This window comes from Kosakonia oryzendophytica, assembly GCF_900094925.1.
Lineage (GTDB): Bacteria > Pseudomonadota > Gammaproteobacteria > Enterobacterales > Enterobacteriaceae > Kosakonia > Kosakonia oryzendophytica.
This window is the reverse complement of record NZ_FMAY01000008.1, coordinates 216,414-229,305: the sequence shown is the minus strand read 5'-3', so window position 1 is coordinate 229,305 and position 12,892 is coordinate 216,414. Positions and strand designations below refer to the sequence as shown.

The following is a 12,892-nucleotide window of genomic DNA, read 5'->3' as shown; positions in this document are numbered from 1 at the left end:
AGGATGTGTTATGAAAAACGGTTTAATCATGTTCACCTTGCTAGCAGCGGCGTTTTCTGGTGTTGCGCATGCGGATGATGCGGCGATCAAACAGTCGCTGGCGAAACTGGGTGTACAGAGCTCTGAAATCCTGCCCGCGCCAGTTGCCGGAATGAAAGCCGTGTTGACCAGTAGCGGTGTGTTGTATGTTACCGAAGATGGCAAACATATTATCCAGGGGCCGATGTACGACGTCAGTGGCGCGCAACCCGTGAATGTCACCTCACAAATGCTGATGCCCCACCTCAATGCGCTGGCAAAAGAGATGATTGTCTACAAAGCGCCGCAGGAAAAACACGTAATTACCGTCTTTACCGACATCACCTGCGGTTATTGCCAGAAGCTGCACAGCGAAATGGCTGACTACAACGCTTTAGGCATTACCGTTCGCTACCTCGCGTTTCCGCGCCAGGGGATCGGAAGTGAAGCCGAGAAGGACATGAAAGCGATCTGGTGCGCCAAAGATCGTAACAAAGCCTTTGATGATGCCATGAGCGGCAAAGGCGTTAAACCGGCCAGTTGTGATATGGATATCGCCAATCACTACGCGCTGGGCGTGCAGTTTGGCGTGAATGGTACGCCAGCGGTAGTGCTGAATGATGGCTATGTTGTGCCGGGGTATCAGGCACCTGCCGAGATGAAAGCGTTTCTCGACCAACATCAAAAAGCCACTGGCGGTAAATAATTCGCGTGAAAGCTCAGATACAACTTCGCCGCCGCGTAATTGATGACGCGGTGGAACTGGCGGATTCACTTCCGCCTCTGCTGCGCCGGTTATATGCCAGCCGCGGCGTGCGGCATGACAGCGAACTGGAGCGTAGCGTCAAAGGCATGCTGCCGTGGCATCAGTTAAATGGCATCGACGATGCAGTAACGCATTTGTACAACGCATTGCGCGAAGGGCTGCGGATTATTGTCGTCGGCGATTTTGACGCTGATGGCGCAACCAGCACCGCCCTGAGCGTGTTGGCGCTGCGTTCACTAGGGTGCGAAAACGTCAGCTACCTCGTGCCAAACCGCTTTGACGATGGTTATGGCCTTAGCCCGGAAGTCGTCGATCAGGCACATGCACGCGGCGCGCAGCTTATTTTGACCGTCGATAACGGCATTTCGTCCCACGCTGGCGTTGAACGGGCGCATGCGCTGGGCATTCCGGTGATTGTGACCGATCACCATTTGCCGGGGGAAACCTTGCCCGAGGCAGAAGCCATTGTGAACCCTAACTTGCGTGACTGTGATTTCCCGTCGAAATCGCTGGCAGGTGTGGGTGTGGCGTTTTATTTGATGCTGGCGTTGCGTAGTTTCCTGCGTGATAACGGTTGGTTCGATGCGCGCGGCCTGGCGATGCCAAATCTTGCAGAACTGCTTGACTTGGTGGCATTAGGTACAGTGGCGGACGTGGTGCCGCTGGATGCCAATAACCGCATCCTGACCTGGCAAGGTCTGAGCCGCATTCGTGCCGGGCGCTGCCGTCCCGGAATCAAAGCGCTGCTGGAAGTGGCGAATCGCGATGCGCAAAAACTGGCGGCCAGCGATCTCGGTTTTGCGCTGGGACCGCGCCTGAATGCGGCCGGTCGGCTGGACGATATGTCTGTCGGCGTGGCACTGCTGCTGTGCGATAACCTTGGTGAGGCGCGCCAGCTTGCCAACGATTTGGATGCGCTGAACCAGACGCGCAAAGAGATTGAACAGGGTATGCAGGCTGAAGCGCTCACCCTGTGCGAACAACTCGAACGCAGTCTTGATACCCTTCCTGGTGGCCTGGCGATGTACCATCCTGAGTGGCATCAGGGCGTTGTGGGTATTCTTGCGTCGCGCATCAAAGAACGTTTTCACCGCCCGGTTATCGCCTTTGCCCCTGCGGGCGATGGTGTGTTGAAAGGGTCGGGGCGTTCCATTCAGGGCTTGCACATGCGCGACGCGCTGGAGCGGCTGGATATGTTATTCCCCGGGATGATGCTGAAATTCGGCGGCCATGCGATGGCGGCGGGTTTAACCCTGGAGGAAGGGCGCTTTGACGAGTTCCGGCAACGTTTTGGCGATCTGGTCACTGAGTGGCTGGATCCGGCGTTATTGCAGGGCGAAATCATTTCTGATGGGCCATTAACGGCGCAGGAGATGACGCTGGAGATCGCCGAGATGCTGCGTGAAGCCGGGCCGTGGGGGCAGATGTTCCCGGAACCGCTGTTCGACGGTGAGTTTCGCCTGTTGCAGCAGCGTCTGGTGGGGGAACGCCATCTTAAGGTGATGCTGGAGCCCGTTGGCGGCGGCCCGCTACTCGACGGTATCGCGTTTAACGTGGATACCACCTGCTGGCCAGACAATGGGGTGCGGCAGGTGAATATTGCTTATAAACTCGATGTTAACGAGTTTCGCGGCAACCGTAGCGTACAGCTGATTATCGAAAACCTCTGGCCAATTTAGCGCCAGTATTCGCTACAAAAAAGGGCGTGGATCCGGTAAACTCCCGCCCTTATCACCGCATTTTGACAAGTCCATTAAAAGAAATCAGACCATGTTTGAAATTAACCCGGTAAAAAATCGTATTCAGGACCTCACGGAGCGCTCCGACGTTCTTAGGGGGTATCTTTGACTATGACGCCAAGAAAGAGCGTCTGGAAGAAGTAAACGCCGAGCTGGAACAGCCGGACGTATGGAATGAGCCTGAGCGCGCACAGGCGCTGGGCAAAGAGCGTTCTTCACTCGAAGCCATTGTTGATACGCTCGATCAGATGACTCAGGGGCTGGAAGATGTTGCCGGGCTGCTGGATCTCGCCGTTGAAGCTGACGATGAAGAGACCTTCAACGAAGCTGTCGCCGAACTGGATGGGCTGGAAGAGAAACTGGCGCAGTTGGAGTTCCGCCGCATGTTCTCCGGCGAGTATGACAGCGCCGATTGTTACCTTGATATTCAGGCGGGTTCCGGTGGCACCGAAGCGCAGGACTGGGCCAGCATGCTGATGCGTATGTATCTGCGCTGGGCTGAAGCGCGTGGCTTCAAGACCGAAATTATTGAAGAGTCTGAAGGTGAAGTAGCGGGGATTAAATCTGTCACGATCAAGATTATCGGCGATTACGCTTACGGCTGGCTGCGCACGGAAACCGGCGTTCATCGTCTGGTGCGTAAAAGCCCGTTTGACTCAGGCGGTCGTCGTCATACCTCGTTCAGCTCCGCGTTTGTCTACCCGGAAGTGGAAGACGATATCGATATCGAAATCAACCCGGCGGACCTGCGTATCGATGTATATCGCGCATCCGGCGCGGGCGGTCAGCACGTTAACCGTACTGAATCAGCCGTACGTATTACCCATATTCCGACCGGGCTGGTAACACAGTGCCAGAACGACCGTTCCCAGCATAAGAACAAAGACCAGGCCATGAAGCAGATGAAAGCGAAGCTTTATGAGCTGGAGATGCAGAAGAAAAATGCTGAGAAACAAGCGATGGAAGACACCAAGTCTGACATCGGTTGGGGTAGCCAGATCCGTTCTTATGTCCTGGATGATTCCCGCATCAAAGATCTGCGCACCGGGGTTGAAACCCGTAACACGCAGGCGGTGCTGGACGGCAGCCTGGATCAATTCATTGAAGCAAGTTTGAAAGCAGGGTTATGAGGAACCAACATGTCTGAACAACAAGCACAGGGCGCTGACGCGGCAGTTGAACTTAATAATGAACTGAAAAATCGCCGTGAGAAGCTGGCGCAGCTGCGTGAGCAGGGTGTGCCGTTCCCGAATGATTTCCGTCGCGACCAGACCTCTGACAAGCTGCACGCTGAATTCGATGCCAAAGAGAACGAAGAGCTGGAAGAACTCGGCATTGAAGTGGCGGTTGCCGGTCGTATGATGACCCGTCGTATTATGGGTAAAGCCTCTTTCGTGACGCTGCAGGATGTTGGGGGCCGTATCCAGCTCTACGTTGCGCGCGACGATCTGGCGGAAGGCGTGTATAACGAGCAGTTCAAAAAATGGGACCTCGGTGACATCCTCGGTGCCCGCGGCAAGCTGTTCAAAACCAAGACTGGCGAACTCTCTATTCACTGCACTGAGCTGCGTCTGCTGACCAAAGCGCTGCGCCCGCTGCCGGATAAATTCCACGGTTTGCAGGATCAGGAAGCGCGTTACCGTCAGCGCTACCTCGATCTGATTGCGAACGATGAATCCCGTAACACCTTCAAGGTTCGTTCGCAGATCCTGGCCGGAATTCGTCAGTTCATGGTTGGCCGCGACTTTATGGAAGTGGAAACCCCAATGATGCAGGTGATCCCTGGCGGTGCGTCTGCACGTCCGTTTATCACGCATCATAATGCGCTGGATCTGGACATGTACCTGCGCATCGCACCAGAGCTTTACCTCAAACGTCTGGTAGTCGGCGGTTTTGAGCGCGTGTTCGAAATCAACCGTAACTTCCGTAACGAAGGTATCTCCGTGCGCCATAACCCTGAGTTCACCATGATGGAACTCTACATGGCGTACGCGGATTATAAAGATCTTATCGAGCTGACCGAGTCGCTGTTCCGCACCCTGGCGCAGAACATCCTTGGTAAGACTGAAGTGCCGTACGGTGACGAAATTTTCGATTTTGGCAAGCCGTTCGAAAAACTGACCATGCGCGAAGCGATCAAAAAGTACCGTCCGGAAACCAATATGGCGGATCTGGATAACTTCGACAGCGCGAAAGCCATTGCTGACAGCATTGGTATCAAGGTTGAGAAGAGCTGGGGCCTGGGCCGCATCGTGACCGAAATCTTTGAAGAAGTGGCCGAAGCGCACCTGATTCAGCCAACCTTTATTACCGAGTACCCGGCGGAAGTTTCCCCGCTGGCACGCCGTAACGACGTGAACCCGGAAATCACCGACCGTTTTGAATTCTTTATCGGTGGACGTGAAATCGGTAACGGCTTTAGCGAGCTGAATGACGCAGAAGACCAGGCACAGCGTTTTGCTGATCAGGTTGCGGCGAAAGATGCAGGCGACGACGAAGCGATGTTCTATGACGAAGATTACGTGACTGCGCTGGAACATGGTTTACCGCCGACGGCGGGTCTGGGGATTGGTATCGACCGTATGGTTATGCTCTTTACCAACAGCCACACCATCCGTGACGTGATCCTGTTCCCGGCAATGCGTCCGGTAAAATAATCGCTCAGCGATAATAAAAGCCCCGGCGTTAATCGCGTCGGGGCTTTTTTATTGCTGCAATCTGGCGGCAAACCGGCGGAGATTATCCCGTCCTTCACCGGGCGACGCTTCGCTGACCATCCATGGACTGAAGGCCCATGGCGTTACGTCCAGCCCCTGTAATAGGGCATCGAGGTCAACCCATTGATACGCCATGACTTCATCGGGGTTGGGGACGACTTCACCGTCAATCCGCGCGGCATAAACCGGGCACACTTCATTTTCGACGATGCCGGATGGATCGGTTTCACGGTAACGAAAACCAGGATGGATGGGCGTAATGTTGTCGACGCGGGTGCCGATTTCGAAACGGCAGCGGCGGTGTATCGCCTCTTCATCGGATTCACCCAGTTGCGGATGACCACACACTGAGTTGGTCCAGACACCGGGCCAGGCTTTTTTGCTCAGTGAGCGGCGCGTGATCAGAAGCTGGCCCTGCCGATTGAAAATCCAACATGAAAAAGCCAGATGTAATGGGGTGTGGGAAGTATGTGCGGCGTATTTCTCCTGAGTGCCAGTCACCTCTCCCTGGTGATTAACCAAAATGACGTGTTCTTGTAGACCCATAACGACTCCAGTACTGAGAACGCCGGATGGCGCTGCGCTTACTGCAGACCGCGGGAGGGCGATCCCACAGATCCGATAAGCGCAGCGCCACCGTGCGAACCCAATTATACCTGACTATCAGGCAAACAGCTTTGCCCAGAGAGCGGAAAAGGGCATCACCAGTACCAGACCGGGTAGCATATTCGCCACCGGGAAGGGTTTGATATTACAAATGCGCAGCCCGGTTGCCACCATAATCAGGCCGCCAGCACAGGAGAAATCGCCCATCATATCTGGCGTTATTATATGCACGATGTAAACCGCCAGCGTTGCCAGCGCGACCTGTACGGCAATCAGTGGCAGACCGATGGTCATCACCGAAAAGCCCAGCATGGTGGCGAAAATGGCGGCGGTGAACAGATCCAGCACTGTTTTGATATACAAAATGGACGGATCGCCGGTCATCCCTTCATGCATGGCGCCGAAAATCCCCGTTCCGCTGGCGCAAAACAGCACCAGAATCGCGACGAATTTTTCCGTAAATTCATCGTGGGTTAACCCCTGTACTGGCGGGAAAATCCGGTTGATCAAGCCACGGGTAGTGCCTGCCGCTCTGCCAATCTGTTTTTCAAAGAAGAAGGCTTCGCCAATCACCGCCCCCAGCACCATTGCCAGCACTACTGCCGGCATAAATTTCACTTTAATCACCAGGTTGATGCCAAGCCCAACCGAGCACAAACCAAACGTCAGCGGCAATGCCACTTTGACCCGATCGGGGATGCGGGTGCCAACCACTGAACCCAGCAGACCGCCGACAATCACTGCGGCGCCGTTCACATAAGGACCGATTAACATAATGTTTCCTGAAAGATTACGCGTTATAGGTGAGGTGTCCCTCACCCCAGCGCGGGAGGTTTTTTACATCAATACCAAACAGATCCAGTGCGCGACTGACGCTGTGGGTAATGATCTCATCTGTGGTTTGCGGGCGCTGATAGAGCGCCGGAACCGGCGGGAAAATAATCCCGCCCATTTCTGTAATGGCCTGCATATTGCGAATGTGCCCGAGATTCAATGGCGTTTCGCGCGCCAGCAGCACCAAACGACGGCGCTCTTTCAGCACCACATCGGCGGCGCGGGTTAGCAAGTTATCCGTCAGGCAGTTTGCAATGGAACCCAGCGAACGCATGGAACAGGGCGCGACAAGCATGCCCATGGTCTTAAACGATCCGCTGGAGATAGCTGCGCCGAGATTGCCGATAGGGTGGACCACATCCGCCATCGCCCTCACGTCGTCAAGCTGGTAATCCGTCTCCAGCTCGCAGGTTTTTTCCGCCCCTTTCGAGATAACTAAATGGACTTCAAGATCCTGCGCGCGTAGAAGCTCAAGTGCTTTCACGCCATACTGAAAACCGGAAGCGCCGCTAATACCGACAATGATGCGTTGCAGTGTGGTCACACCTTTCCCCTTACTCGAAATCTGGCAGGAAACGTTTCACATCCACCTCTTTGAACTTCGAACGTTCAAAGTGGCTTTTCAGATGGAACGGCACTGTGCAGTCAAAAATGGTTTTGCAGGACATCCCCTGCTGCAGAATGCTTGGGCTGTAAGCCGGGATCTGCGACGGATCAAGCGGATGGCAACGCACACCTGGGATCGTCACGGTATCCACATCACCCTGATAACGCGTCTGCATGGCCCACAGCACATCGTCGCTGTCGAAAATATCCACGTCTTCGTCGACCAGAATCACGTGTTTCAGCTCCGGGAACGCAGAGAATGCCAGCAGCGCGGCTTGACGCTGACGGCCTTCATCCGCAGGGGAGAATTTTTTGAATTGCATCACCGCCAGCAGCTTGCCGCCGCCTGCTGAGTGCGCAAACACGTTAAGCAGTTTGCCCGGCATTGCACGGCCAACCATATCCAGAATGCTGGCTTCGGTCGGGATACCCGCCATGTTGACATGTTCTTCACCCGGACCCACGGTCGTGCGCCAGATAGGGTTGTAGCGATGGGTTACTGCTTTCACTTTGATGACCGGTAGCGCTTCTTTCGCTTCGCCGGTATAACCCGGGAATTCAGGCATCGCTTTACCGGTATCGGTGTTCTGATCTTCACGCAGACGCACGTTAGGCAGTAGCTCGCCTTCGATAACGATCTCCGCATGCGCAATCGCGCGTTCGTTGATGGTTTTACATTGCACCATTTCGACTGCGTGACCGCGCAGCGCACCGGCAACGCTCAGCTCGTCGTAGCCCAGCGGTGTGGTAGGGGGTTCAAAGCAGGCGGCAATTTCGATTGCCGGATCGACGCCAATGCTGATGGAGATCGGCAGCGGTTTACCTGCCGCTTCGGCTTTCATGCGAAATGCGTCAATATGGCGGCCCGGTGTGAGCCACATCGACAATTCATCGCGGCTCTGAACACACAGACGATGAATGGTGATATCGGATTCATGGGTTTCCGGATCGGAGGCGTAACACAGACCCATGGTGATGTACGGACCAGCATCTTCTTCGGTGTTGGTCGGTGCTGGCAACAACTTGCGCAGATCGAAATTCGCGTCGCTGGCAAGGTGCACCACTTGCTGGCAAACGGAGTGGTCTTGGGTGACGACCGGAGGGATCGGGTTCTGTACGGAATCTTTTAGCAGATGGCCGAGTTTTTCCGGTTCGCAGTTAAGGAAATGGCTGACACGTTTGCGTGAACCATTCAGGCCAATTGCCACACTGATGTCCTGAAAACCTTTCACTCTGTTAAACACCATCACCGGGCCGTTCTTACATGTCGGACGCTGGCAAGTACCGCCCGCGCCTACGTAGCGGTAAACGCCGGAGAGTTCTGCGTGCGGGTCAACTTCGGTGTCGGTTTCGACATATTCGCCGGGAAATTTTTTTAATAATTCAAGAGCAGAGCGTAAATCGGAAACGCCGCTGGCATTATTATTTTTTCTGGTTGACATGGTCTTTTCCATTTTTTGATAGGGATTTACTTGCTGTGCTCACCTTATTTTTATGTTGCCGATTAAACAAATACCGTTTTCCTGATTCAGACCAGATCAAAAAAGTACTCTTTATATAATTGTTAATTTAACGTTGGTGAATTGATTAAAGCCGCGGACTTTTCCTTTGCCACACTAAGTGGGATACTGAGCATTCGGGTATGGCGGAGAGATGTTGTATGGATTTGAAAAGATTGCGTTATTTTTGTCGCGTGGTGGAGCAGGGCTCAGTAAGCCAGGCGGCGAAAGTGCTGAATATGGCACAGCCTCCGCTCAGTAAACGGATCCAGGAGCTGGAAGAAGAACTGCAAGTTTCGTTGTTTACCCGTCAGGGAAATCGTATTGAACCTACCGAAGCCGGTTATTTTCTTTATCGTAAAGCCTGTGAAATATTACGTCAGGTGGAAGATACTGCACGCGAAACGGTGGCGATTGCCAATAAAGAGAAATTCCAGTTAAGACTTGGCTTAACACATCTTTTTCAATCCTATTTTAAGCCATTGTTGTTGGAGCTTTATAAACGCCATCCCGACGCGGAAATTAATATCTCGGTCACCGATTCCAGCCATTTAGAGACCATGCTGAATGAAGGCACTATCGATCTGGCGATGATTCAGCGACCCTATCGCAGCGAAGGTTTTGATTATGTCTCGTTCGATCCCGTACGGTTAGTGGCGGTGATCAGTAAGCAGTGTTTGCCACAAGTCCCCGTCAGCCCGTTTGATTATCAGGCGTTGGCGGCGTTTCCACTGGTGCTGTTACACCGGGCGAAAGATGCCGGAACCTATGAAATGCTGATCGATTTATTTCGTAAAGCGGGCGGCAATCCGAAGGTGATTATGCATATTACCCAGCCAGGTGTGATTCTTGAGTGGCTGGAATCCGGACTTGCGGCGGCGACGCTGTTGCCTTCTTCAGAAGTCGACGCCAGCAAGCTGTCGCAATGTCACGTGGTGGAGGTTTTCCCGTCGCCGCAGGTCTTTTATCCGGCCCTGGTGAAGATGCCAGCCATGCCCTATTTGCCGGAAATTATGGAAATTATTGCCCAGGGATACCCGATTCCGCGTCATCCGGCGTGAAAGGGTTGGCATCCCATCGGTGGCTGCTTATCATAGGTCGCCTTTTATTTTATTCGAGGAACTGTTTTGCGTGCAGGACGCCTGATGATAAACCCGTTGCGCAGGGTGATGTGCCTGGCAATTATATTGCTGATGGCAGGCTGCGCCGGGAACAAATCTTCTGTTGGCAGTTATTCCGGCGGCGTTTATACGGTGAAGCGGGGCGATACCCTGTACCGTATTTCCCGGATAACCGGCACCAGTATTAAAGATCTGGCTGGCATGAACGGCCTTTCACCGCCCTATACCATTGAAGTCGGGCAGCAGTTAAAAGTGAAAGGCAGTGCGAAAACGGCCTCTTCCTCGGGTAAAGGCAGCGGCAAAACGGCGAAAGTCGTCCCCTCTTCTGCTGTGCCGCAATCTTCCTGGCCGCCAGTAGGTGACCGTTGCTGGCGCTGGCCGACGACCGGGAAAGTGGTCATGACCTATTCCACCGCAGAAGGTGGGAATAAAGGGATCGATATTGCCGGTTCGCGCGGGCAACCGATTTATGCCGCCGGGGCCGGGAAAGTGGTGTATGTCGGCAACCAACTGCGTGGTTACGGCAATTTAATCATGATTAAGCACAGTGAAGATTACATCACCGCTTATGCCCATAACGACACATTGCTGGTGAATAACGGGCAGAGTGTGAAAGCGGGGCAGAAGATTGCCACCATGGGCAGCAGCGATACGGATTCAGTCAAGCTGCACTTCCAGTTGCGTTATCGCGCGACGGCTATCGATCCGCTGCGTTATTTACCTCCGCAAGGTAGCCCACCGAAATGCTAATAAAGCACGCTAACAGGCGCTGACTGGCCTGTTAGCGCGTTATTGCGCCGCGAATTAATAATTCTGCGTATCCTGGCCATTAAAGATATTTGCCCGGCTGGTCGATGATTTACCGTTGCTGTAGTGGGTGTCCTGCCCACCAAAAATATTGGCGCGGCTGGTTGAGCTATCGCCATTACTGTATTGCGTGTCCTGGCCGTCAAAAATGTTCGCGCGGCTGGTTGAACTGCTGCCGTCACTGTTTTTCACATCCTGACCGCCGAAAATATTGGCTCGGCTGGTTGACGTTCTGCCGTCGCTATATTGGACATCCTGTCCGCCGAAGATATTGGCCCGACTGCTTGAGGTTGTACCGTTGTCGTAGCGGCAATCTTGCCCGCCAAAAATGTTTTCCCGGCAACTGTCCGCCAGTGCGTTGTTGATGGAACCCGACACCAAAACTACGCCTACAAAGATTGCCTTAACGTTCATCCTTTTCCCCAACCAATAAGTAGTGACTACGCAGGATATGCTATTCCTCGTAAAGCGAAGCGGGAGGTGGTGTTGTCCTAATTATTGTCAATTTAGCCTGGGAAACGCAAAGACTTACGGGAAAGGCGTAGCGCAGAGAGGATGTCTTCGTAATGCCGGGCTCAGCGGAGTCGATGTGCGGGTTGCACAAATGGGGAGGTGTTTAAGCCGTGAAGATTAACTGCTTAAAACTCCAGCGGTTATCAGCAAACTCACCTTGCTCTGTCGCCGTAACGGGTTATAATGCCCCTCGCACCTCACCGCGGGCGTAGTTCAATGGTAGAACGAGAGCTTCCCAAGCTCTATACGAGGGTTCGATTCCCTTCGCCCGCTCCAGAATTCCCCTAACCTATTCATTCCACTATCTTTTTCTAAACCATACGTGACAGCGCATGAAGCATTATCTCCGTTGCTGGCTTTTGGGGCTTCTTCAGGGGTGATGATAAAGAAAACCGCATGGAGTGGCGAAGATCCCTCTCATGAGGCGGCTATTCTTAAGAACACCGTGATAGATGGCCCGAACATCCAGGGGCGCCTTCTGATTCTTGTTTATTCAATTTGTAGCGTTTCCTGCGCTCGTCTGGTTAAAGGTTCGTGATATAGCCCGTTGGATACTGTTTCCTGTGACTGTTTTGGGCAAGATCGGTCAGGCAAATTGAATCGCCTTCGAGCATATTAAGCCGCACGGAGGAAGCCATGAGTGATAATAAAACTGATAGTTACGCCAGACGTTTTAAACAGGTCTTTGATTATATTGACAATCATCTCGATGACGCCTTGTTACTGGAAAAACTCAGTGAAGTGGCTCACTTCTCGCCATTTCACTTCCATCGTCAGTTTTGCAGTTATTGTGGGATGCCACCTGGTCGTTACATACAGATGATGCGATTAAAGCGCGCATCTTATCGGCTGGCTTTTAATCCGTTAGAGAAAATCACTGATATCGCGTTTGACGCCGGTTTTCAGCATTCTGAATCATTTAGCCGTGCTTTCAGGCAAATGTTCGGTCTGTCACCGACGCAATTTCGCCAGCAACCCCCTTGGGTGGATTGGCATAAGCGCATATCCGAACCTTACAAAGCCAGGAGACAAACAATGCAAAGCCAGGTCAGAATCATGAATTTCCCCGCGACATCAGTCGCAATGCTGACGCATTCTGGAAAACCGGAGCTGATAAACGAAACTGCGGCTCGCTTTATTGAATGGCGAAAAAGCACGGGTTATTCACCTGTTGCCAGCAGCCAGACATACGGTATTGCACCACACGATCCAACCTTAACTGCGCCGGATGAATTTGAGTTCCATATTTGCGGAACAATAACGTCACCGATTGCGGAAGACAATCGCTTCGGGGTGATAAATAGTGTTATTCCTGCGGGTCGATGTGCGGTATTACGCCATCAGGGAGCGCATGAGGCGTTAACCGGGTTGGCAAAGACGCTGTACCGTGACTGGTTGCCTGAGAGTGGAGAGGAACTTCGCGATTTCCCGCTTTTCTTTCATTACCATAACTTTGTGCATGAGGTAGCGGAACATGAATTACTCACGGATATCTATTTGCCGTTGAAGTGATTCAGGATGCTGTTCGGGGGCAGGGGCAGAGGGTGTGCTGCCCTGCTTAATGTGATATCACTAATCGGGTTAATGGCTTGCTGATGTCTTGAAGGGCGATGTTTAACCACCAGGAAAGTGGTTCCTCTCGCATTTGCGAAAAAATGGACGCCAA

At 53.1% G+C, this 12,892-nt stretch carries 12 protein-coding genes and 1 tRNA gene; 8 read left to right on the top strand and 5 right to left on the bottom strand.

The window, feature by feature from the left end; all coding sequences use genetic code 11:
• Window positions 1-10 precede the first annotated feature (10 nt).
• The 4 genes from dsbC (at window position 11) to lysS (ending at window position 5,180) form a co-directional block, all read left to right on the top strand.
• Window positions 11-724, top strand: a complete 714-nt coding sequence (dsbC, locus tag GA0061071_RS15325; RefSeq protein ID WP_061493253.1) for a bifunctional protein-disulfide isomerase/oxidoreductase DsbC — start codon at window positions 11-13, stop codon at window positions 722-724.
• A 5-nt stretch (window positions 725-729) separates the two neighbouring features.
• Complete coding sequence (recJ, locus tag GA0061071_RS15320; protein ID WP_088237749.1) at window positions 730-2,463, top strand: single-stranded-DNA-specific exonuclease RecJ; 1,734 nt, start codon at window positions 730-732, stop codon at window positions 2,461-2,463.
• A gap of 91 nt (window positions 2,464-2,554) precedes the next feature.
• A protein-coding gene (gene prfB / locus GA0061071_RS15315) for a peptide chain release factor 2 (RefSeq protein WP_134318702.1) occupies window positions 2,555-3,653 on the top strand; the annotation gives its coding sequence in 2 pieces (ribosomal slippage) (window positions 2,555-2,629 and window positions 2,631-3,653; 1,098 coding nt in all).
• Window positions 3,654-3,662: 9 nt separating this feature from the next.
• Window positions 3,663-5,180: a lysine--tRNA ligase gene (gene lysS / locus GA0061071_RS15310; RefSeq protein ID WP_088237750.1), complete on the top strand. Its 1,518-nt coding sequence runs from the start codon at window positions 3,663-3,665 to the stop codon at window positions 5,178-5,180.
• 48 nt (window positions 5,181-5,228) lie between these two features.
• Here lysS and idi read toward each other — a convergent pair whose 3' ends face one another.
• The 4 genes from idi to GA0061071_RS15290 form a co-directional block, all read right to left on the bottom strand.
• Window positions 5,229-5,786 (bottom strand): isopentenyl-diphosphate Delta-isomerase, encoded by a 558-nt coding sequence (idi, locus tag GA0061071_RS15305; protein WP_088237751.1) that lies wholly within the window; start codon window positions 5,784-5,786, stop codon window positions 5,229-5,231.
• 117 nt (window positions 5,787-5,903) lie between these two features.
• Entirely contained in the window at window positions 5,904-6,620 is a 717-nt protein-coding gene (locus GA0061071_RS15300) for a DUF554 domain-containing protein (RefSeq protein ID WP_061493258.1), read from the bottom strand.
• Between the two features lie 16 nt (window positions 6,621-6,636).
• Entirely contained in the window at window positions 6,637-7,224 is a 588-nt protein-coding gene (locus tag GA0061071_RS15295) for a UbiX family flavin prenyltransferase (protein WP_088237752.1), read from the bottom strand.
• Window positions 7,225-7,234: 10 nt separating this feature from the next.
• Window positions 7,235-8,728 carry a UbiD family decarboxylase gene (locus tag GA0061071_RS15290; RefSeq protein ID WP_088237753.1) on the bottom strand — a complete coding sequence of 498 codons (1,494 nt, stop codon included), beginning with the start codon at window positions 8,726-8,728 and terminating at the stop codon, window positions 7,235-7,237.
• Between the two features lie 218 nt (window positions 8,729-8,946).
• Between GA0061071_RS15290 and GA0061071_RS15285 the strand changes: the two genes are divergently transcribed.
• Together GA0061071_RS15285 and actS are read left to right on the top strand one after the other, a co-directional pair.
• Window positions 8,947-9,846 carry a LysR family transcriptional regulator gene (locus GA0061071_RS15285; RefSeq protein WP_088237754.1) on the top strand — a complete coding sequence of 300 codons (900 nt, stop codon included), beginning with the start codon at window positions 8,947-8,949 and terminating at the stop codon, window positions 9,844-9,846.
• 66 nt (window positions 9,847-9,912) lie between these two features.
• Window positions 9,913-10,656, top strand: coding sequence for an amidase activator ActS (gene actS, locus GA0061071_RS15280; protein ID WP_061493261.1), 744 nt, complete (start codon window positions 9,913-9,915; stop codon window positions 10,654-10,656).
• A 54-nt stretch (window positions 10,657-10,710) separates the two neighbouring features.
• Here actS and GA0061071_RS15275 read toward each other — a convergent pair whose 3' ends face one another.
• Window positions 10,711-11,127 carry a hypothetical protein gene (locus GA0061071_RS15275; RefSeq protein ID WP_061493262.1) on the bottom strand — a complete coding sequence of 139 codons (417 nt, stop codon included), beginning with the start codon at window positions 11,125-11,127 and terminating at the stop codon, window positions 10,711-10,713.
• A gap of 301 nt (window positions 11,128-11,428) precedes the next feature.
• On the opposite strand from GA0061071_RS15275, the gene GA0061071_RS15270 reads away from it, so the two are divergent.
• Window positions 11,429-11,502: transfer RNA gene (locus GA0061071_RS15270), tRNA-Gly, on the top strand.
• Between the two features lie 360 nt (window positions 11,503-11,862).
• Entirely contained in the window at window positions 11,863-12,738 is an 876-nt protein-coding gene (locus GA0061071_RS15265) for an AraC family transcriptional regulator (RefSeq protein ID WP_088237756.1), read from the top strand.
• The last annotated feature ends 154 nt before the right edge of the window (window positions 12,739-12,892 follow it).